Annotated in this window: 22 protein-coding genes; 12 read left to right on the top strand and 10 right to left on the bottom strand. The window is 69.8% G+C overall.

Annotated elements, in window-relative coordinates; translation table 11 throughout:
* The first annotated feature begins 160 nt into the window (after nucleotides 1-160).
* Both QM624_RS09985 and QM624_RS09980 read left to right on the top strand, forming a co-directional pair.
* Nucleotides 161-1,426 carry a dienelactone hydrolase family protein gene (locus QM624_RS09985; protein WP_415091332.1) on the top strand — a complete coding sequence of 422 codons (1,266 nt, stop codon included), beginning with the start codon at nucleotides 161-163 and terminating at the stop codon, nucleotides 1,424-1,426.
* 10 nt (nucleotides 1,427-1,436) lie between these two features.
* Entirely contained in the window at nucleotides 1,437-1,955 is a 519-nt protein-coding gene (locus tag QM624_RS09980; protein WP_415091330.1) for a hypothetical protein, read from the top strand.
* A gap of 173 nt (nucleotides 1,956-2,128) precedes the next feature.
* Here QM624_RS09980 and QM624_RS09975 read toward each other — a convergent pair whose 3' ends face one another.
* On the bottom strand, nucleotides 2,129-2,479 hold the full coding sequence (locus tag QM624_RS09975) for a DUF5997 family protein (RefSeq protein WP_415091328.1): 351 nt from the start codon (nucleotides 2,477-2,479) through the stop codon (nucleotides 2,129-2,131).
* A 40-nt stretch (nucleotides 2,480-2,519) separates the two neighbouring features.
* On the opposite strand from QM624_RS09975, the gene QM624_RS09970 reads away from it, so the two are divergent.
* The 3 genes from QM624_RS09970 (at nucleotide 2,520) to QM624_RS09960 (ending at nucleotide 5,170) form a co-directional block, all read left to right on the top strand.
* On the top strand, nucleotides 2,520-3,152 hold the full coding sequence (locus QM624_RS09970) for a LysR family substrate-binding domain-containing protein (protein ID WP_415091326.1): 633 nt from the start codon (nucleotides 2,520-2,522) through the stop codon (nucleotides 3,150-3,152).
* Between the two features lie 26 nt (nucleotides 3,153-3,178).
* The gene (locus QM624_RS09965; RefSeq protein ID WP_415091324.1) at nucleotides 3,179-3,661 is read left to right on the top strand and encodes a hypothetical protein; all 483 of its coding nucleotides are present in this window, start codon (nucleotides 3,179-3,181) and stop codon (nucleotides 3,659-3,661) included.
* A gap of 90 nt (nucleotides 3,662-3,751) precedes the next feature.
* Nucleotides 3,752-5,170, top strand: a complete 1,419-nt coding sequence (locus QM624_RS09960; RefSeq protein ID WP_415091322.1) for an RICIN domain-containing protein — start codon at nucleotides 3,752-3,754, stop codon at nucleotides 5,168-5,170.
* A 4-nt stretch (nucleotides 5,171-5,174) separates the two neighbouring features.
* On the opposite strand, the gene QM624_RS09955 is transcribed toward QM624_RS09960, so the two are convergent.
* From QM624_RS09955 to QM624_RS09940, 4 genes are all read right to left on the bottom strand, one after another.
* The gene (locus tag QM624_RS09955) at nucleotides 5,175-8,051 is read right to left on the bottom strand and encodes a BTAD domain-containing putative transcriptional regulator (RefSeq protein ID WP_415091320.1); all 2,877 of its coding nucleotides are present in this window, start codon (nucleotides 8,049-8,051) and stop codon (nucleotides 5,175-5,177) included.
* Nucleotides 8,052-8,084: 33 nt separating this feature from the next.
* A complete protein-coding gene (locus tag QM624_RS09950) occupies nucleotides 8,085-8,675 on the bottom strand; it encodes a DUF998 domain-containing protein (RefSeq protein ID WP_415091318.1) in 591 nt (196 codons plus the stop codon).
* A gap of 205 nt (nucleotides 8,676-8,880) precedes the next feature.
* The gene (locus QM624_RS09945) at nucleotides 8,881-9,999 is read right to left on the bottom strand and encodes a magnesium and cobalt transport protein CorA (protein ID WP_415091316.1); all 1,119 of its coding nucleotides are present in this window, start codon (nucleotides 9,997-9,999) and stop codon (nucleotides 8,881-8,883) included.
* 88 nt (nucleotides 10,000-10,087) lie between these two features.
* The gene (locus tag QM624_RS09940; protein ID WP_415091314.1) at nucleotides 10,088-10,450 is read right to left on the bottom strand and encodes a DUF2568 domain-containing protein; all 363 of its coding nucleotides are present in this window, start codon (nucleotides 10,448-10,450) and stop codon (nucleotides 10,088-10,090) included.
* Nucleotides 10,451-10,552: 102 nt separating this feature from the next.
* On the opposite strand from QM624_RS09940, the gene QM624_RS09935 reads away from it, so the two are divergent.
* From QM624_RS09935 to ribA, 4 genes are all read left to right on the top strand, one after another.
* The gene (locus tag QM624_RS09935; RefSeq protein ID WP_415091312.1) at nucleotides 10,553-11,092 is read left to right on the top strand and encodes an alpha/beta fold hydrolase; all 540 of its coding nucleotides are present in this window, start codon (nucleotides 10,553-10,555) and stop codon (nucleotides 11,090-11,092) included.
* Complete coding sequence (locus tag QM624_RS09930) at nucleotides 11,073-11,441, top strand: hypothetical protein (RefSeq protein ID WP_415091310.1); 369 nt, start codon at nucleotides 11,073-11,075, stop codon at nucleotides 11,439-11,441. The genes QM624_RS09935 and QM624_RS09930 overlap by 20 nt, the downstream gene beginning before the upstream one ends.
* A gap of 924 nt (nucleotides 11,442-12,365) precedes the next feature.
* Nucleotides 12,366-12,566, top strand: a complete 201-nt coding sequence (locus tag QM624_RS09925; RefSeq protein WP_415091308.1) for a hypothetical protein — start codon at nucleotides 12,366-12,368, stop codon at nucleotides 12,564-12,566.
* 52 nt (nucleotides 12,567-12,618) lie between these two features.
* Complete coding sequence (gene ribA, locus QM624_RS09920) at nucleotides 12,619-13,974, top strand: GTP cyclohydrolase II (RefSeq protein WP_415091306.1); 1,356 nt, start codon at nucleotides 12,619-12,621, stop codon at nucleotides 13,972-13,974.
* Nucleotides 13,975-14,023: 49 nt separating this feature from the next.
* Here ribA and QM624_RS09915 read toward each other — a convergent pair whose 3' ends face one another.
* Genes QM624_RS09915 through QM624_RS09895 form a run of 5 tightly spaced genes read right to left on the bottom strand, consistent with a single transcriptional unit; the run spans nucleotide 14,024 to nucleotide 17,856 of the window.
* A complete protein-coding gene (locus tag QM624_RS09915; protein WP_415091304.1) occupies nucleotides 14,024-14,824 on the bottom strand; it encodes a class I SAM-dependent methyltransferase in 801 nt (266 codons plus the stop codon).
* Nucleotides 14,821-15,834, bottom strand: a complete 1,014-nt coding sequence (locus QM624_RS09910) for a glycosyltransferase family 4 protein (RefSeq protein ID WP_415091302.1) — start codon at nucleotides 15,832-15,834, stop codon at nucleotides 14,821-14,823. The genes QM624_RS09915 and QM624_RS09910 overlap by 4 nt, the downstream gene beginning before the upstream one ends.
* Complete coding sequence (locus QM624_RS09905) at nucleotides 15,835-16,212, bottom strand: 6-pyruvoyl trahydropterin synthase family protein (protein WP_415091300.1); 378 nt, start codon at nucleotides 16,210-16,212, stop codon at nucleotides 15,835-15,837.
* Nucleotides 16,200-17,189, bottom strand: a complete 990-nt coding sequence (locus QM624_RS09900; protein ID WP_415091298.1) for a zinc-dependent alcohol dehydrogenase — start codon at nucleotides 17,187-17,189, stop codon at nucleotides 16,200-16,202. The genes QM624_RS09905 and QM624_RS09900 overlap by 13 nt, the downstream gene beginning before the upstream one ends.
* 10 nt (nucleotides 17,190-17,199) lie before the next feature.
* Entirely contained in the window at nucleotides 17,200-17,856 is a 657-nt protein-coding gene (locus tag QM624_RS09895) for a TetR family transcriptional regulator (RefSeq protein WP_415091296.1), read from the bottom strand.
* A gap of 214 nt (nucleotides 17,857-18,070) precedes the next feature.
* Between QM624_RS09895 and QM624_RS09890 the strand changes: the two genes are divergently transcribed.
* Genes QM624_RS09890 through QM624_RS09880 form a run of 3 tightly spaced genes read left to right on the top strand, consistent with a single transcriptional unit; the run spans nucleotide 18,071 to nucleotide 20,248 of the window.
* On the top strand, nucleotides 18,071-19,018 hold the full coding sequence (locus QM624_RS09890; RefSeq protein ID WP_415091294.1) for a hypothetical protein: 948 nt from the start codon (nucleotides 18,071-18,073) through the stop codon (nucleotides 19,016-19,018).
* Nucleotides 19,003-19,656, top strand: coding sequence for a rhomboid family intramembrane serine protease (locus QM624_RS09885; RefSeq protein ID WP_415091292.1), 654 nt, complete (start codon nucleotides 19,003-19,005; stop codon nucleotides 19,654-19,656). Before QM624_RS09890 ends, QM624_RS09885 begins: the two co-directional genes overlap by 16 nt.
* Nucleotides 19,646-20,248 carry a hypothetical protein gene (locus tag QM624_RS09880; protein ID WP_415091290.1) on the top strand — a complete coding sequence of 201 codons (603 nt, stop codon included), beginning with the start codon at nucleotides 19,646-19,648 and terminating at the stop codon, nucleotides 20,246-20,248. Before QM624_RS09885 ends, QM624_RS09880 begins: the two co-directional genes overlap by 11 nt.
* The last annotated feature ends 57 nt before the right edge of the window (nucleotides 20,249-20,305 follow it).

Genomic DNA, 20,305 nt, shown 5'->3' with positions numbered 1-20,305 from the left:
GGTAGGGCTGTCGAGTTGGGCGTCGTTCCAGTGCGTGCATGAGTGCCGCCGACGAGGGAGTCGTGGCGGAGCCACGACGACCGAGGAGAAGGTGCTCAGGTGCGTGCTGGGGCGGCGGCCAATCGACTTCGCCTACCTGCGGGATCTCTAAGCTGGCGGCGTGATCGACATCGAGGTCAACGGCGCCACAGTCGAGGCGATCCTGGCGACGCCGCCGGCAGGGTCGGGTCCCGGCGTGCTGCTGTTCTCCGACGCCTACGGGCTGCGGCCGCAGATCGAGGCGATGGCGTCCGAGATCGCCGGCTGGGGATACGTCGTGCTCGCACCCAACGTGTTCTACCGGGAGGGCGACGTTGCAGAGCTCTCGGTGGCCGAGGACCTGGCCGATCCGGACGGCCGCCAGCGGCTGTGGCGGAAGGTCGGGCCACGGGTCGGACGGCTCACCGTGGAGCGCGCGCTGCCCGACATCGACGGCTACGTGGCGGCGCTGCTGGCCCGGCCGGAGGTGACCTCGCCCCGGATCGGTGTGGTCGGTTTCTGCATGGGTGCCAGGCTCGCCGTCCGAGCCGCCGGACGCCGTCCCGAGGCGGTGGCCGCGTGTGCCGGGTTCCACGGCGGTGGCCTGGTCACCGATGCCCCGGATTCGCCGCACCTGGCCCTGGTGGACGCGACCGCCGAGTTCCTGTTCGGGCACGCCGACGGCGATCCGTCGTTGACTCCGCAGAACTGTGCCGATCTGGGTGCCGCGCTCGCAGGCTCCGGCCTGGTCGCGCGCAACGAGATCTACCCGGGTGCCGCGCACGGGTACACCATGGCGGACACCTCCGCCTGGAACCCGGACGCCTACCGACGCGCGTTCACCGAACTGCGCGGGCTGTTCGACCGAAACCTGCATGACCGGCCGGGAGCGTCCGATCCGATCGACCGACGACTCCTCCAGGATCCCTACATCACCCTGTTCCGAAGTCCCGCTGTCCTCGACGATGCCCTCCGCCGACTGCGCGGCAGTGGGTACGACGTGCGCACCACGGACGCGTCGCAGTGGGTCGACCAGCAGGGCATGCACCGGGCGCTGGCCGCGCTGCTCGATTTTCCCGACTATTACGGCAACAACCTGGACGCGCTCAACGACTGCCTGGGCGACGTCGCCGCCGGCGGCTACGGGGTCGACACCGGGGCGACCGGCCTGGTTCTGGTGCTGCGGCACTACGACGCCTTCGCCGCCGCTCACCGTGACGCGGCGTTCGCCGTCCTGGACATCTTCGCGGTCACGGCGCGTGCCGCTGCGTTGCGGGGGCGTCCGATGCTCTGCCTCGTCCAGTCCGACGATCCGGACCTGGACTTCCCTCCGGTCGGTGCGGTGCCCGTGTCGTGGAACGGCGCCGAGTGGCTACGCGCCCGGCGCGGCGATGAGCCGGCTGTGTAAGTCTTGGTCCATGTCCACCGGAGCCCTGCTGCTGGCGGCGGCGCGTGCCGCCACCCCCGATCAGCTACGCGTGCTGGCTGGCCCCGACGATGCCCGGGCCGCGCTGGTGGCTGCGTTGCTGACCAGCCGCCGACCTGACGACGCCCCGTTGCTGCGGGAACTCGCCCGGCTCGAGGTCGACAGCGTGGACGCCGCCGGCGACGGCTGCGGCGACGTGCTGCTCGCCTGCTGCTGGATGCTCTTCCTCGTTGGTGACCTCGCTGACGTCGAGCTGATCTGGCAGGCCAAGAATCTCAACTTCGACACCTACAGCTACATCGACAGCGTCTTCCTGATCCCCGGCGGCGTCCAGGCGACCGCCGAGTTCGCGAAGGCGCATGGCCCCGCCGACCTCGCCGACTATGTGGAGCAGGACTGGCTCACCGATCCGGACGAACTTGCCGAGCAATGGCGCAACAGCGCCTTCTTCGCCGGTGCACCGGCGGCGACCGCGTCCGTGGAGGAACTGGCTCGGTACATCAGAAGCTGACCCTCCCCGTTGGTCGAGCTTGTCGAGACCCCGGATGCACACGCCGACAAGGGGTTTCGACAAGCTCAACCCGCAGAACATCACGTCATCCCGGGCTTCGACCCGGGATCTCAGGCGCGAGAGATCCCGGATCAAATCAGGGATGACGATGGAGTGCTTTGATCAGCGCGTCTCTAGCGCGCGTTCTGGCGGGCCTTCTCAGCGACGACCTCGCGGTAGCTCTCCCGCTCGCGGACCAGCCACTCGGGCGGTTCGCCGATCAGCGCCCCGATCTGGTCGGCGTCCAGCGGCTCGGTGATCCCGGCTCGCGCCAGTCCGGAGCGGGACACGCCCAGCTTCTGCGCGACCACCTCGCGCGGGAACGGTCCGCTGCGCCGCAACTCGATCAGCCACTGCGGCGGGTCGGCACGCAGCGCGTCGAGTTCGGCGCGGGTGATCGGTGCGGTGCGGAACTCCTCGGGCGCGGCCGGCAGGTAGATGCCGAGCTTGGCGGCGGCCGTCACCGGCTTCATGGTCTGGCTCACCGGGTCAGCCTATCCGGGCGTTCGGAGGTAGCCTGCCCGGGTGACGACTCCCCCGGACGCCGACTCCCGGCTGCGTGTGGGCTTCGTGCCCGGCGTGACGCTGACGAAGTGGACGACGATCTGGCGGGAACGCTACCGATCGGTACCCCTGGAGGTCGTCGAGGTGGCCCAGCACGATCAGCGCCGGGTGCTGGACGACGGCGAGGTCGACCTGTGCTTCGTCCGGCAACCGATCGAGGTCGAAGGGTTGCACCTCATTCCGTTGTACGAGGAGGCGCCGGTGGTGTGGGTGTCGAAGGAGCATCCGATCGCGGCGTTCGACGAGGTGACCATGGCTGATCTGGCCGACGAGACTGTGCTCACCGAGGCGGACGCGTCCGGCATCAACCAGGTCGCGATCGAGATCGCGGTGCTGCGGGTGCCGATGTCCATCGCCCGCACCCACAGCCGCCGCGACCTCACCTACCGTCCGGTGACCGACGCCGACCCGACCCGGATCGGACTCGCCTGGCGCGCCGAGAATCCGCATCCGCTGACCGATGAGTTCATCGGCGTGGTCCGCGGTCGGACGGCGCAGAGTTCACGCACCCAACAGGAAAGGGCTCGCGTCGCGAAGCCGGTGAAGACCGAGCCCAACCGGCGGGCTGGACACGGACGTCCGCGCCGCCGCTGAGAATCAACCCAGCGAAGGGAGCACCGATGAACGACAAGCCGAACCTCGACCGCGAGCACCAACTCGAAGAACATCGCCGCCCTGACGGGGTCGACGACGCCACCGTCGCCGCGGTCGGGAAGCTGTCCGAGGCATTGGAGAAGGTGGAGGACGCCCGGGGCCACCTCTACGCGTTCCATCGGTTGTGCGGCTCGGCCGACCTCGCCCTGGGTGACGCCGTCGACCAACTGCGCGAGGCCGGTCATCGTGAGGCGGCGGAACTGCTCGACCGCGAGCTCATCGGCCGCAACATCATCGAGGGCCGCTGGAGCTACCAGGTGGTCGAGGAGTATGACGACACCTACTGGTCGGTCTTCCGCGAGCTCGAGGCCTGGGTCCGCGGCGAGCTGATGGCCGGCCGGCGGCACGTCTTCGAGGCCGAGATGAAAGAGGACCGTCGCTCGCACGGCCTCCGGCATCATGAGGCGGTCCCCGACGACAGCGGACCACAGTCACCGGCCGGGGGCTAGCGGTCGAGAGTGCGATGAGTGCGTGGTGAGAGCGGTCGGGGCGAGCCTGTGGGGCAGGCGAACCACACCTACCTCACAGGAGGAACCATCATGCGCAATGCTCGCATCAGGCTGGCCGTCCTGGCCGCCACGGGGCTGCTGGTCAGCGGCCTCGGCCCGACCGGCGCCGCAACGGCGCTGGCCGACCCCTCACCCGCAGGAGCCGTAGTCACTGCGGTACCCAAGCCCACCACGAAGTCCTCGACGACGCTGGTCGTGGCGCCGTCGATGGCCACTCGCCTGCACCGAGCGCGGGTGTCGTTGAAGGCGCAGGGTCGGGCCGCCAAGCACATCGACGCCAAGGGACGGACGGTGGTGACATTCCCGACCACCGGCGCGCACCCGACCGAGACGGCGGTCACCCACTCCGGCGGCCTGGCGTTCAAGCGGTCGGCGAAGACTCTGCGGCTGGACGCGTTCAGGCTGAATCTGAACACCAGGTCGCTGAGCGCACGGGTCGATCGGAGCGGTCGCGCCGATGTGTTCCGAGTCAGCCCCGGCCGCACCGGTGCCGATGTGAGCCGGATCCGGCTGAGCGCCGTCACCGCGCGACTGCTCAATGCCCAGTCCCGCGCCAAACGATTCGCCAAGGGCCAGCTGTTCGGCACTGTTCAGCTGCCCCCGACGCTCGGCACAACAGAGTCAGGGACGACCGGATTGACCATCACCGTCCGCAACCACACTCGCTACACGCTGGAACTCCTCGACGCCGACCCCGGCCACGGCCAGCTCACCTCCACCCCGAAGCAGACCCTCACGCCGGGCGACGACCGGCAAGAATCCGCCTCCTCGGTCGACACGATCACCTACGCCAGCAACGACTCCCACGGGGGTGATGTCTCGCTCACCTACCGGATCGACGACACCGAGTTGACCGTCGTTGCGAACTTCAACGTGCCGACGGCCGGGCGGAATGTCGCCGAATGCAACCAGAACGACATCGTCGACTACGAGGCGTGCACGATCGGATGGGGTTGGCACCCGACCGCCACCTGGACGCCGATCACCAACATCGCCACGGCGCCATTCCCCGACCTGAGCTACAGCGGCGGTACCTGGCAGTTCAACAAGCTCGGCACCTCCGGAGTCAAGGCGCTGCAGGTGAACGACGGCGCCGGCGACGACGGCGCGACCGTCACCCTTTCGGAGGCCACGCGCCAGCAACACTTCTACTGGAAGTGGCAGCCCGTCGGTGACCAGGGCTGGGGGCAGTTGGTCAACGCCGCCACCGGGAAGTGCCTGGAGCGCAACGGCACCACCGGGGTCGTGGATCAGTGGATGTGCGTCGGCAGCGACAACGAGCTGTGGCGCTCGGTGTGGAATCCGAAGGGAGGCAGCACCCTGCAGCTGAAGTACACCAATCAGTATCTCGGTGTCGATGTCGACTCGGGCAACGTGGTGAACGGAACCGTGCCGGTCCTCCGCGACGCTCTCGACCACTACACCAGCTGGGGAGCCATCAACGGCTGAGCGGTCAGGACGCGTGGCGCGCGGAGCCCGCGCCGCTGGCGGTCGGGCCGGTGGCCGGGAACCATTCGTCCAGCAGCACGGACGGATCGAGTGAGGTTCCCAGGCGCTCGCCCGACCGCCACAGGCGTTCGTAGCCGGAGGCCGTCATCGACCGGGTGAGTTCGTCGATGACCGCGGTCGTGGCTGGCAGCCGCGGCCACGGCAGGCCGTCGCGGGCATGCCGGGAGGACGCTGCGGCGAGGCACCGGACCGCCTCGCTGCGGCGTCCGGCGCGGTGCAGCAGGCCGCCGAGGTCTTCGAGCAGTTCACTGGTCGGGTGCATGGCCAGCGCGCGATGCGCCTGCGCGAGGCGTGCCGCCCAGCCCATCGCGGCGCCGTGGTCGCCGTCGCGCGATGCCGAGACGGCACACAGATAGGCGGCCACGAACGCCGCGAACTCGTTGCCCGCCGGGTCGCGGAGGATCTGTTGGGCGTCGAGAACGGCGCCCGCCCGCTCGGCGGAGTCCAGCAGGTGCATGTCCGCCAGTGCACGCGCCCGGATGTGGACCTGCGGCAGACCGTGCCGCCGGCCCACCCGCATCGCCGCACGACTGACTCGCAAGCCCACCTCGTGGGCCTGCGCCACCCACGTGCTCACCGCGGCCAGCACCAGGGCCTGGCCCACCAGCGACGCCGACGCCTCGGCGGGGTCGGCCAGATCGGGCAGCTCGTCGGCGATCTGCACCGCGGCGACCCGGTCCTGGCTCAGCGCCCGCGCGCACAGGCCGAGCAACCGGGCCAGCGCGGCCTCGCATTCGGTGAACCCGCCGGACTCGGCGGCCGTGACCGCACAGCGATACCAGTGGGCCGCCTCGAGCAGCTGCCCCCGCTCGAACCAGTACAGGGTGAGCCGGGTGAGCAGTTCCAGCCCGGAGGGCGCCGCGGCGTCCACCAGGGTAGAAGTGAGCGCGGCTGAGACAGCCGACTGATTCGCCAGGATCCATGCGGATGCCTCGGCCTGACCGCCCTGCCCGTCGAGTGGAGCGCGACGAACCGAGTCGATCACCCACCGATCACAGGCGCCCCGCACCGCAGCACGATCGGCCGGGTCGAGCAGCCGCGCCGCATGCGACCTGGTCGGCACCAGCTGGCGGAAGGTGGTCACGCCGTTCCGATCGGCGGGGCGGGTGGAGATCAACAGCGACCGATGGACCAGCCCGGCGACAAGGGCGGGTGCCTGGTCGGGGCTCAGCGGCGGCACCGAGCACAGCGCTGTCGCTGCTTCGAGCGTGACCGACCCGGAGAAGACGGCGAGACGGCGGTGCAGGAGCTGTTCGTCGGGGCGGGCCAGCCGGTAACCCCAGTCGACGGCGTCCAGCATGCTGGCCTGTCGCTGCGGGCCTCGGCCGCTGCGCGACAGGCCGGCCACATCATCGGCCAGGCTCGCTGCGACCTCGTGCAGTTCGAAGACTCGGGCGCGGGCGGCGGCCAGCTCGATGCCCAGCGGCAGCCCCCCGACCGACTCACAGATCGCGTAGATCTCGTTGCGGTCTTCGATCCGATCGAAGTCGGATCGCATCCCGGCCAGCCGGTCCACGAATAACGCTGCGGCGTCCTCGGCAACGAGCGGCGCCAACTGGACGATGGACTCGCCGGCAAGGTCGAGGGGCTCCCGACTGGTGGCGAGCACCGTGAGTCCGAGGGCGCCGTCCAGCAGTTCGTCGAGCAGGGAACGGGCCGCGTCCAGCACCTGCTCGCAGTTGTCCACGATGAGCAGGACCTCGCGGGAGCCGAGGTGTTCGGCCAGCATCCGACGGACCGGAATGTCGGCCCGCGGAGCGAGTTCGAGGGCGGTGGCGACCAGCTCGCCGAGTCGGGCGACATCACCCTCGTCGGGCCGGACCCCGGCCAGATCGACGAACCACGCCCCGTCCGGATAGCGGGTGCGCAGACGGTGGCCGGCTTCGATCGCCACGCGCGTCTTGCCCACGCCGCCCGGTCCGGTGAGAGTCACCAGGCGGTGCACCGTGATGCGCTCGGCCAGTTCGGCCACGGACGCGTCCCGTCCGATCAGCGTGTTCCGTCGCCTGGGCAGGCGGAGCGGAGCATCATCCCCGGTGCGTTCCGGCGATGCCGGCGGATCGAGTTCGGGCGACTGGTTGAGGACGGCGGCCTGGAGTGAGCGCAGGGCCGGGCCGGGATCGATGCCGAGTTCACCGGACAGGATCCGCTGAGCGGTGCCGAAGGCGGCCAGGGCGTCCGCCTGCCGTCCGCTCCGGTAGAGGCCCAGCATCCGCTGGCCCCAGAGCCGCTCGTCGAAGGGGTACTCCTCCAGTAGCGGCAACAATGCGTTCAGCGCCCGCTCCGGCTGGCCGGTGTCGAGCAGTGCCTGGACATGGCAGCTGGCCAGGTCGAGCCGGCGCTCGGTCAGTTCCTGGCGAACCGCGGGCAGCCACGATGCGTCCGCCAACGACGCGTAGGGCTCCCCTCGCCAGAGCAGCAGTCCTGCCTCACTGAGGGCGAGCGCCTCCTGCGCTTTCCCGGAAGTCAACGCCTGGTTGGCCCGGCCGGTCAGCACCGTGAAGCGACGGGAGTCCACGTTCTCGGTCGGCACCGCCAACAGATAGCCGTCACCCTGCTTGCGCACCACAGTCGCGGCCGCTCGGGCGCTACGGCCGGGCTCGAGCACGCTCCGCAGTCGCCACACCACCGTCTCGAGGGCCTGGAAGGTGCGAGCCGGGGGCTGGTCTGCCCAGGTCGCTTCGATCAGCGCGTCCGCGGACACCGGCTCGCCGACGGACGCCAGCAGCCGCGCCAACACGGAGGCGATCCGGCGGCCGGGCAGGGCGACCTCGAGATCGTCCATCTCAACCCGCAACACCCCGAGATCGCGAAACTGCACCAGGTCACCCTATTCGGGGTGGCCCCCGCGTCGTCAGGCCAGGCCGAGCACGAGGGCCACTGCCGCGAACCAGCCGATGCAGCCGAGGTAGATCAGCCGTTCAGCGAGACCGAACAGGCGACGCGGGCCCGGGTGGGCCGCTCCGGTGATCACGATCACGCTTCCGACCGCCATCAGCGCACCGGCAGTCAGGGACACCGACGCGAGCAGGTGTTCGCCGGCGGCGGCCAGGGGGTACCAGGCGAGGAATGCCGACGCCGTCACCGTCGCGAAGGCGACTGTTGCCAGGATCGAGTGGTTTCGTCCGCGGACTGATCGGACTGTATCGGGTGCGTCCATCGGGAACAGCGGGATCAGTGCCCGGGCCACGGCGAACGCGAACAGCGAGCCGACCGCGGCAGCCGTCCCTGGAATCTGCGAGATGAGCAACGCGACCGCCACCCCGGTGACGGCCGCTGCGCCGGCCGCCACCGTATAGGCCGAGCGGTACCGAGTCAGGGCATAGCCGCTCACCGGGTCACGCAACGCCGACAGCCCGGTCCGCGCCAGATGCAGGAAGCCGAGCGCTGCGACCATCGTGGCGACCCCGGCCAGCGCGACGATCATGCCTACCCGGGCCATCATCGACCCCGTCCTCGTTGCGTGCGGTACATCACCGTCTCCCTCCCCGATCCGAAGCCGACCTGGGAAGTGTCGGACGGCGGACTCTCAACGCGCTCTCGGCCAGCCGGCCAGCGACAGAATTTGAGCGCGACGTGACGCCGCTGGGGGTCCCGCCTGATCCGGTGAGGGGTGCTCAGCCTTGCGGAGCTGATCGCTGCCGATCCGGCTACATCCACTTCTTCCACTTGAAGATCAGGTACAGCAGAAGGGCGAAGGCGACCATGGCACCGATCGCCACCGGGTAGCCGATCGTCCAGTGCAACTCAGGCATGACGTCGAAGTTCATCCCGTACACCGCCGCAATCAGGGTGGGCGCGAAGAGGATCGCCGCCCAGCCCGAGATCTTCTTCATGTCCTCGTTCTGGCGCTGCGCGACCAGCGTGGCGTTCACGTTGAGGATCTGCGACAGCGCGTCGCGCAGCTCGCCGGTCTCTCCGATCACGTGGCCGAGGTGGTCGTCCAGATCGTGCAGGTAGGTGAGCAGTTCAACGGGCAGGTCGTACTTCTTGGCGCCGACCTGCAGGCGGCGCAGCACCTTCGACAGCGCCGTGGTCGCGTGCAGCAGATCGATGACCTCTTCGCTCAGCCGGTAGATGCGTTCGGCGGCCGCGGCGTCACCGCTGAACACCTGGCGTTCGATCTGTTCCTTGTCGGTCTGCAGCCCGTCCAGCACCGGGAAATAGCCGTCGACGATGATGTCGAGCAGTTGATAGACCAGCGCTTCGGGTCCCAGTCGAAGCAGTTCCGGGTTGCTGAGCAGCGCCGTGCCGTCCCCCAGTGGCGCCTCACCGTCGTCCATGCCGGCGGAGATCACCGTGCCGTCGACGAGGCGTCCGTCCTGGCAGACGATGACCAGGGCCTCGGATTGCACCAGCAGGTGGAACTCGCTGAACTCCACCTCCTCGGTAGCGTCGATGTAGCGGGCCGACCGGACGACCACGAACAACACCTCGCCGTAGCGCTCCACCTTCGGACGTTGATCGGCCTGCACCAGGTCTTCGACCAGCAGCGGATGGAGCTGCCAGGCGGAGGCCAACTCGGCGACCACCTCAGGCGTGGGGTGCGACACCACCGTCAATGACATCCGCCCCTCACCGGTGCGGGCGAACTCCAGTGCGTCGGCGAAGGTGTCGGTGCTCGACAGTTCCTGCGGGACGCCGTCCACGATGCGCCGGGTCAGGATCGGGATCGAGGTCGGCATCACTTCCACCGGCTGTCGCTTGCCGATGGTGCGTCGGCGGAGCTCCCAGCCGAGAACCTCCAGGGGCGAGAGGGGTATGGCCATCGTGCTTCTCCCTACACAGTGACGTCAGTTCGTGCACCATCGGGCGCCCGAACGAAGGGTGCCACGAGAGCGACGCGGATCGGAATGATCAACGCCGCAACAGTGCCAAGGCGATCCGGTCGGCCGCCCAGATCGCGACCCCGATTGCCGCTGCAATCCCCCACCCGACCGTTACCAGGCCCGCGCCGGTCCCGACGAACAGGACGGCTTCGATCGCCAGCACGGCTGCCGGCGCCAGCGGAACCGTCGCCTTCGGCGACAGGAACAGGCCCCACACGACGGCGACCGCCACGACCGCAAGAATCGCCGCGGGCCAACTCCACCATCCCCGCGCGAGACTCCAGGCCAGCAGGCCGACCCCGGCGAGCAGGGCCAACTCGAGCAGGAACCGTAGGGTCAGGGCGGCGGTGAGCGTCGGCGACGCTCCCTCCAGGGGTCCGGTCTCACTCATCACGACCATCCGGTGCGGGGCGACAGCATTGCGCCGCACCCTACCCCGCAGCCGGCGCGCAGCATGTGAAGATGGCGGCCGGACAAACTGGAAGGTCTTCGCATGCACACCCAGGGCGAGCCGCTCACGGTACCGACCCGGGACGGACGCCGACTGTACGCGATGGCGCTGCCCGGTCCGGCCGACGCCGCCGATCAGCCGAGCGTGGTGTTCGAGGCCGGGTCGGCCGCCACCCGCTCCACCTGGGCGCTGGTGCAGACCCGAGTCGCCGACTTCGCCCGGGCAGTGGTGTACGACCGTGCCGGGTTGGGCCGTTCCGAACCCGATCCGGTCGGACGGACCCTGGACCGGATGGCCGACGATCTGAATGATCTGCTGGACGGACTCGGCCCAGGCCCTTTCGTGCTGGTGGGTCATTCCGCAGGCGGCCCCATCGTTCGGCTGGCCACCGCACGCCGTCCGGACCGGATCCGCGGGCTGGTGCTGGTCGACCCGACCGATGAAGCCGCGGACGTCCTGTTCGGGCCGGTGTTCCGTATCGGCGAGAAGGTCGATCGGGATCGAGGCCGTGCTGGCCCGGCTTGGGCTGTTCGAGCGGCTGTTCCGGTTCATCGGCGAAAGCATGCCCGACGACGTCCGTGACGACCTGCACCGGGAAGCATTCCTGCCCTCGGTGGTCACCACCCAACGGCGGCAGGCGCGCAGCTATCTCACCGAACTGCGCCGTTGGGTGCAGGATCCGCCGCCGGTGGGCGATCTTCCGGTCACGATCATCTCCGGTGGACTCGCGAAGGGCTCGGACGGCATGCCGCCCCGGATCCGCGCCGCGGCGACTGCTGCAAATGTCCATCGTGCCGCGCAGTTGCGGCACGGCCGGCACGTGGTCGCCGAACGTTCCGGTCACTACATTCCGCTCAGCGAACCCCAGCTGATCGCGGACGAGATTCGCCGGCTGGTTCGGCCGGATGGGCCGCCGAAAGGACGGCCGTGACATCAGTGTCCGCGCCGGTCCGGCGCATGTTAGGTTTCCATTGATCGTGACCTGACGCTGGGAGGTGAGACCCATGAACGCAGTATCCGCAATGGGTGCTCCCCCGCTGTCCACGATGTCGCGGCTGAGGTAGTCGCCGCCGGGAGCGCCGATAGACCACACTCGAAAGGCGACTCCGATGAACACATCTCGTTCTCCCTATCCAGACGCTCACGCTTCTCCCTCTCCGCACGCTCAACGTCAGGGCGCCTCCCGCGCGCTGGTCCTCGCCGGGGCCGGAGCTGCCGGCAATGCCTGGCAACTCGGCCTGGTCGCCGGCCTCGCCGATGCCGGGATCGACCTCACCGGTGCCGACTTGATCATCGGCACTTCGGCGGGCTCCACCGGGGCGGCACAGCTGACCGGCGGGACCCGTCCGGCCGACCTGTATGCCGCTGTCCTCGCCCAGCCGCCTGCGGGGCCGCCCAGGACGGCACCACTGCGCCGTCCGCAACTTTCGGGCCCCGACTACCTGGAATGGTCGGATCGGATCATCGCCTCGGCCAGCAGCGCGGCGGGGTTCCGCCGTGCGCTCAGTGCCGCAGCCCTGGCCCTGGACTCCCCCGATGGTGCGGCGTCCGCACGCTGGCGTGGCATCGTTGCGGGCCGGCTTCCCGGCCAGGATTGGCCGCGACAGCGGGTGCTGATTCCAGCCCTCGACGCCCGCACCGGTGAGCCTGTGGTGTTCGATCGGGACAGCGGCATCGATCTGGTGGATGCGGTGGCGGCCAGCACCTCGGCACTGACCCCTTACCGGATCGGCGACGACCGTTACCTCAACGGCGGCTACCGACGCAGTTCCAACGCGGATCTGGCTACCGGGTACGGACGCGTCCTGGTGCTGGATCCGTTCAGCGGCAGATCCCGGTACCCGGCCGAGTGGGGATGGATCTCGCCACCCAGGTCGCCGAGTTGCGAGCCACAGGCAGCCGGGTCGAGACGGTCTTCCCGGACGCCGGCGCCGGGGACGTGTTCAACGCCAACGCTCTGGATCCCTCGACCCGGGTACCTGCCGCACGGGCGGGCCACCAGCAGGGCACGGTGCTGGCGGCGACCGAACTCGCCGACTTCTGGGGTGTGGCGTGATCGGTTGATCGCGTCCACGCTGATCAGGGAGGTCCCGCCGCCCCCGCCTAGGGTGGACGGCCCAGCGGACATTCCGACAGGAGGTGCTGCCATCAGCGTCGAATACTCCCCGGTCCAGCGGCTGGTCGAGCGGGTCACCGAATCGGTGCTGCCCACTCGGCACGGCGTCTTCCGCATCGTCGGCTATCGCGGCAGCAACGGCGTCGAGCTGGTCAGCCTGTCCCAGGGCATCGAGGACGGACGGCCACATTCGGGTGCGCCGTTGGTCCGGTTGCATTCGGAATGCCTGACCGGCGACGCCTTCGGGTCGTGGCGGTGTGACTGCGGCGAGCAGCTCGATGCCGCGCTCGGGCTCATCGCGCAGGCCGGTGAGGGTGTGCTGGTCTACATCCGTGGCCACGAGGGGCGCGGCATCGGGCTGGTCGAGAAGCTGCGGGCCTATCGGCTGCAGGATCAGGGCTACGACACGGTGGACGCGAACCTACGGCTGGGGCATCCGGTGGATGCTCGTGACTACAGCCAGGCGGCGGAAATTCTGCGCGATCTCGGCCTCGATCGCGTCCGGCTGCTGTCGTCGAATCCCGCCAAGCAGGAGGCGCTGGCGGCCCTCGACGTCGACGTGGTCGAACGGCTCGGCGCGGCCGTGCCGGCTCGGCCCGAGAACACCCGTTACCTGCAGACGAAACGGCAGCGGCTACGGCACGACGATCTTCGCACGGTCGCCGCGGCCGGCTCGACGTCCGACGAGGAGGCAAGCCGGTACGAATGGCTCGTCGACCGGGACGAGTGGGTGGTGGCGCAGAGCGCACAGAGCCTGGACGGGTTCCTGGCCACCCGTCGCGGTGACGGCACCGGTCTGTCGGGCGAAGCCGATCATCGGCACCTGCATCGGCTGCGGGGCCTCGCCGACGCGGTGATCGTGGGTGCCCAGACCGTGCTGAACGATGATCCGCTGCTGACCGTCCGGCTGGCGTCCGGAAGCAACCCAACCCGGGTGGTGCTCGATCCGCGCGGCCGGGTCCCGGCCACCGCGCGCGTGTTCTCGGAGCCCGATGCGCCGACCCTGTGGGTCACCGGGCCAGATGTGGTCACCATCGGCGAGGCCGCTTCGCACCTGACGCAGCTGCAGCTCGGCGCACCACCCTGGCCTGCCGGCGATGTGGTCGATGCGCTCCGGGCGCGCGGTTTGCGGCGGGTGTTGGTCGAGGGCGGTGGACGCACGGTCTCGACCTTCCTGGCGGCCGGTGCGCTCGACCGGCTCTTCCTGACCACAGTGCCGGTGCTGCTCGGTGACGGCGTCCCCGGCGTCCGCGTTCCGGCGGTCGACACCGTCGCCGACGCCCCCCGCTGGCCCGTACGTCGGTTCCCCCTCGGCGACGACACCTGCCTCGAGTTCACCCTGCGCTAACCCGTTGGTCGAGTTTGTCGAGACCTCTACCGGCATGGTTTCGACAAGCTCAACCAGCGGGGTTGCCAGGAGTGAGCAGCAGGTCGACATGCCCGACCCGGACGCGCAGCGCTCCCCGGTCGAGCAACCTCAGCCGGGCCCCGAGCCAGTCGGCGGCTGAGTTCGCCAGCTCGGGACGTGCCTCGACGGCAGCCTCGGCGCGCTCGGTCAGCAGGCGACGGATCAGTGGCGCGGCAGCAGCGTCCAGCAACCAGGGCGTGTCTGCCTCCTGCACCACCAAACCCAGGTGCTCACCACGCTCAGCCAGATAACCAGCGGCGCCGCTGCCGGGACGTCCGTCGCGCGCCTGATGCTCGTTGAAGGCCGCGATCAGGGCCGAGTCGTCGGGGTGCGGAGGGTCGAGCTGGAGGGTGCCGTCCACGGTCAGGCTGAACAACGCGGGGACGCGGTGGGCGACCAGGACCTCGGCCAGTTCGTCGAGTTCGGCGGTGGTCAACAGGTCCAGCAGGGCCGAGCAGGTCACCAGCCGGGCATCGCACCTGCGGATCAGGTCGCCGAGTTCACCGATGCCGCCGACCACACCTTCGACATTCTCGCCGGGCGACGCGGCAAGCAGTTCCGCGTCGTGATCGAGCAACACCCACCGGGCCGGCCTCGGTAGTCGCCGCTCCAGGTAGGCGCGGTTCGCCCCCGTCCCGGCGCCGACGTCCACGATGATCAGCGGGTCTCCGCCGACCGCCGCGGCGACCCAGGCGGCCACCAACTCCGGGGCACCATCCCGCGCCGCGGTGTCGGCGGTACGCCGCAGCGCCAGCCAGTCGGCGGCGATCGGACGCTCCGGCCGGGTCACTGCCCCACCACCTCGGCGAGTTCGGAGGCGACCTGATCCCAGCTGCGAAGACCCGCCCGGGCGTCGAGCGCCCGGTCACGCCACTGCTGGCGTCGCTCGGGATCGGTCAGCCAGCGCCGCAACTCGCGGGCAAGCGGGCCGGGCTGACCGGTGGGCACGGCCGCTCCGGGCAGCTCCAGCGTTGACCCGCTGCCGAGCGCCTCCACCGCCCCGGTGCCGGCCCCGACGATCGCCGGGATTCCCCGCGCGAGGGCTTCGGTGACCACCATCCCCCAGGTTTCGGCGTGCGCCGGATGCAGCAACAGATCCGCCGCGGCGTAGGCGTCGTCGAGCGCCGCGCCCTGCAACGGGCCCGTCCATTTCGCCCGAGTCGCGGGCAGCGCTGCGCGGAACCGTTCGGCGTAGTCAAGGTCGGCGACGGGGCCTACGAATGTTGCCGTCCAGGAGAGATCGTGGCAGCTCTTGAGTGCCGCAACCGTGCCGAGTTGGTTCTTGCGCGGGCCCATCGAACCCACCTGCAGCAGTTGCGGCGGGTCGTGGGAGTCGGCGGGCTCCGCCGTCGTCACACCGGGCGGGACGGCCGCGATGTCGTCGCGGCCCACCTGCCGGGCGAGTTCGTCGGCGGCCGTCCGGCTGGTCGCAACGACCCGCCACGAGGCCCGGATGCTGCGCTCCTCCAGTTCGGCCAGTTCGCGACGTTCGGCGTCCGACAGCCCACCCTCGGCGGCCAGCGGCAGATGCACCAGCAGCACGATCCGGACGCCGCGTCCGGCCGCCTCCTCGATCAGGTCCGGCGAGGCTGCGCCGACCAGGCCATCGAGCAGGATGGCCTCCGAACTGTCCAGAACAGCGCGCAGCGCTTCGGGAGAGGCCGCACTCCCGCGCGGCCAAGGGCCATCGAGCTCCACCAGCCTCGGTGGCGGGCCGGGCCAATGCCGGAGCACGGCCGCGTTGTAGCCGTGACCACCGGACGGCGCCGAGGGTCGCGGCACCACGAACCGCACTGTCATCTACAGCTCGAGCCGGTAGCTGGCCCAGGCGTCCGGATGTTCCCGCAGCCGCACCGACAACGCGGTGAAACCGGTCAGGTCCATGGCTGCCCGCAGCCGGTCTCCGATGTGCCCGGCCACCACCTCGGTGGTGCTGAACCGGCCGGCGAACGCCGGATGCTCGTCCAGGTTGCGGTAGTTGAGGTCGGCCAGGACCTCCTGCAGCCGGGTCGACGCCTCCCCGATGTCGATCACCACACCGTGCTCGTCCAGTTCCGGACGACTCCAGGTCACCTCCACCACGAACGTCGCACCGTGCAGCCTCGCGGCGGGACCGAAGAACGCGTCCGGCAGGCTGTGCGCAATCATCACGTGGTCGCGGACGGTCAACTCGTACATGCGCCCTCCCGGGGGTAGCTGATCACTTGGCAGAGGGTGGTGCCGCGACCGGCATCCATGGCGCGCAGCGTGCCGGGCAGATCGGCGAAGGGAACCGGGGGTGCCAGCAAGGCATCGAAGGCGTCGTCGCGCAACAGGTCGAGCGCCAACCCCAACCGATCGGACGTGCCCCGCCGCACCGCCCGCGCGGGGCTCACCCTGCCGACCTGACTGGCCCGCAGCGTCAGCCGCCGAGCGTGGAAGTCAGCACCCAGCGGGATGCTCGGCCGGTTCTCGCCGAACCAGGACAGCTCGATCACCTCGGCCTCGTCACCGCACAGCCGCAACGCTGCGGCCACCCCGTCAGCCTGCGCGGACGCCTCGAACACCAGGTCGCAGTCGCCGGCCGCGGCGTCCGGTCCGACCAGCGGGACGCCGATCCGCGCCGCGATCGCCGCCTTCGCCGGATCGATGTCGACCAACTGGAGGCGTCCGAGCGGGAAACGGCGCAGCAGGGCGGCCACGCTCAGGCCGACCATGCCGGCACCGATCACCGCCACCCGATCGCCGATCCGGGGTGCGGCGTCCCAGAGCGCGTTGACCGCGGTCTCCACCGTCCCGGCGAGAACGGCGCGCTCGGTGGGGACGCCGTCCGGCACCTCGGTGACCGCCGATGCCGGGACGACGTAGACGTCCTGATGAGGGTGCAGGCAGAACACCCGCCGATTGAGCAGCCGAGCCGGCCCTGCCTCCACCACGCCGACGCTGAGGTAGCCGTACTTGACCGGCCCGGGCAGGTCGCCGGCCTGGAACGGGCAACGCATCAGCGCCCGCACCGGCTCGGGGACGGCATGCCGATGTACCAGCAGCTCGGTCCCCCGGCTGATCCCGGACGCCAGAGTGCGCACCCGCACCTGATCGGCCTCGGGCTCGGGAAGCTGCTCGCGGCGCAGTTCGCCCTGCCCCGCTGCGATCGTCCAGTACGCCGTCGCCTCCATGCCGGCCACGCTACCTGTGCGGACCGGTTCCTCCGCCCAGCGTGGCGATCGGTCCCTGCAGCAGGTCGAAGGCCCGGTTGGTCGCCACCGTGAGCCGCTCCGCGATCGCTTCGGGTGCGAGCCCCACCAGGCTGTCGCGTTGCACCTGGTTCAGCAGGTTGGTCTGGATCGCGACCAGAATCCAGGCGGTGCTCGAGGCGACGATGTCGTCCTCGGTGGTGTTGAGTTCCTCGGCGATGGCGCTGGTCAGCCGGGTGACGGAGCGGTCCACCATCAGCCGGGACCGCGCTTGTAGCGAGGGGCTGTCGGCAACCATCCGATAGAACCTGCCCATCCCGGCAGCGAGCCCGACCCGCCAATCGCGCTGGTCGATCAGGTTGAGCAGATCGCGGCGGCAGGCGTCCACGAACGGTTCGGCGGGTTGTCGGGCACGGACGGCATTGGCCAGCTGACTCACCACCTCGTCCTGACGATCGAAGAAGAGGTCCTCCTTGGTCGGGAAGTAGTTGAAGACCGTCGCCACGGACACCTCGACAGCATGCGCGATCTCCGCGACGGTGACCTGGTCGAAGCCTCGCTCGGCGAACAGCGTCATCGCCGCCTCTGCGATCGATGCCCTCGTGCGGGCCTTCTTCCGCTCGCGCAGCCCCTCCGGTCTCGCCACCATGGGGTTCATTCTATCCGAAATATTATGGTCACTCTAGTTTTAGAGTGGTACTGTCTTTTCAGTGAGCACAGCGGCAGAACAGCAGCCGCAAGAGCCTCGGACTCCTCAGCGGAGACCCGCCCTTCGCGGTCGCGGAATCAACTACGACACCGGATTCGCCGGCGACGGTCACTCATCACGGACCCACTTCGATCCAGACCTGGTGCGCCGCGAGATGAGGGTCATCGCCGACGACCTGCAGTGCACAGCCGTCCGGGTCTCCGGCGGCGATCTGGACAGGCTGGTCGTCGCCGGCCGGGCTGCCCTCGATGCGGGCCTCGAGCTGTGGTTCGCGCCCTTCCCGACCGAGCTGGCGCCGTCCGACCTGGCGCGGCACCTCGCGGATGCCGCCGAGCGTGCGGACGCCCTGGAGCGGGCCTGCCCCAGCCGCGTCGTTCTCGTCGCCGGCTGTGAGATCAGCCTGTTCAACGCCGGATTCCTGCCCGGCGCCACCTTCGCCGAGCGTGCCGCGAAGCTGTCGGCCGGCGCCTGGCCGGACGAGCTCCGCGCCGCCTTCGGCCGGTTGCCGTCCGCCCTCAACGCGTTCTTCGCCGACGCGTTGACGGCTGTGCGGGCCAGGTTCCGCGGGCGGGTCAGCTATGCCAGCGGCAGCTGGGAGAGCATCGACTGGACACCCTTCGACATCGTCGGAGTGGACGGCTACCGCGACGCGCAGAACGCGGCGACCTACCGCCGGCAGTTGCGCGCCTACCTGGCCACCGGCAAGCCGGTCGCCGTCACCGAGTTCGGCTGCTGCACCTACCGCGGCGCGGCCGACAAGGGCGGTCTCGGCTGGGCCATCGTCGACTGGGAACACACCCCGCCCAAGCTGGACGGCCGCTACGAACGCTCCGAGGACGAGCAGGTGGACTACCTGCGCGAGCTGCTCGCGATCTTCACCGCCGAAGGGATCGACTCGGCGTTCTGGTTCACCTTCGCCGGCTACGAACTGCCGCACCGCGCAGACCCGCTGTTCGATCTCGACATGGCGTCCTACGGGGTGGTGAAGCTCATCGAACCGGACGTGGCGCACGAAGGGACCGGTCTCGGCTGGCAGCCGAAGAAGGTGTTCGCCGCCTTGGCTGAGGCCTACGGGAAGGAGAAGTCATGGAATGGGTCCTGATCAGCATCGCGCTCACTGTCGCCGCGGCCGGCGGCGTCCCGTACCTGCGCGGCACCGGACGGCGGCTGGCGCTGCCCGGAATGACCCTGGTGCTGGCAGCTGTCACCGCCGTCGTCAGCATTCTGGGCAACCTGAATCCGGACATCCTCGCCGGCCTCGGCCGGGACCGCCACGCGCTGCTCGGCGGGCAGTGGTGGCGGCTCGTCACTCCCCTGTTCGTGCAGGACGGCGGCTGGGCCGGCACGGTGTTCAACCTTGTCGCACTGCTGATCGTCGGCGCCCTCGCCGAGACGCTGTACGGCCGGGGCGTCCTGCTCGGCGTGTACGTCGCCGCCGGTATCGTCAGCGAGATCGCCGGCTACACGATCCTGCAGAACCAGGGCTTCGCCGGAAACTCGGTCGCCGACCTGGGCCTGACCGCACTGTGCCTGGTGACCTACGTCGTCGGTGCGCAACCATTGCCGCGGGTGCTGGGCGTGGTCGGCCTGCTCGCCGGAGCGACCCTGATCGTCACGGCGAACCTGCACGGCATCGGCTTCGCCGTTGGTGCGGTTGCCGGTCTCGTCCTGGCGCTGCCGGGTCATGGACGGCAGGCGTCCGCCGCCGTCCCGGCCGTCGAGGGCCACCGTGGACGCTGAGCCGCACACCATTCCACGGGTGGCCGTGCACAGCACGGCCGGCGGCCTGCTGTTGATGGCGTTCTTCACGACGCTCTGGGCGTCCTGGACGCTGGCCGGCCTGCCCCTTCCGGCCGGCTTCGTGGTGGTCGCAGCCTTCCTGGTGTGTGTCGTGCTGTTCGTCGTCGAGGGCATCCGCCTGTTCGTGCTCGCCCGCCGGTTCCCGACCGTTGACACCGTGGAGCGGCGCGGCCAGACCCGCAGCATGGGGCGCCGTTTCGGGGTGATCTTCGGACTCGAAGGCGTCCTCATCGGCGTGGCGAGCGGCGTACTCGGCGCAACCGGGCTGTCCGACTACCTGAACCCGGTGATCGCGCTGATCGTCGGTCTGCACTTCATTCCGCTCGCCGGCGTCTTCGAGCGCACGATCGACTACTGGATCGCCGGCTGGGTGATCGCCGCCGCGCTGGTGGGCATCGGACTGCTCACCTTCACCACGCTCGCCGCGACCACCGTCTGGACGATCGTCGCGCTCGCCACGGCCTGCGGCACCAGCACCTACGGGTTCTACATGATCTGCCAGGGACGCCGGATCGCGATCAACGCCGGCTGACCGTGCCGAAACTCCGGCCGCTTGTCGAGCTTGCCGAAACCTGTCTGGCAGCGGTTT

The organism is Micropruina sp. (genome assembly GCF_047606365.1).
Lineage (GTDB): Bacteria > Actinomycetota > Actinomycetes > Propionibacteriales > Propionibacteriaceae > Micropruina.
Note: the sequence above shows the minus strand (reverse complement) of the source record. Positions and strands in the feature narration are given on the sequence as shown.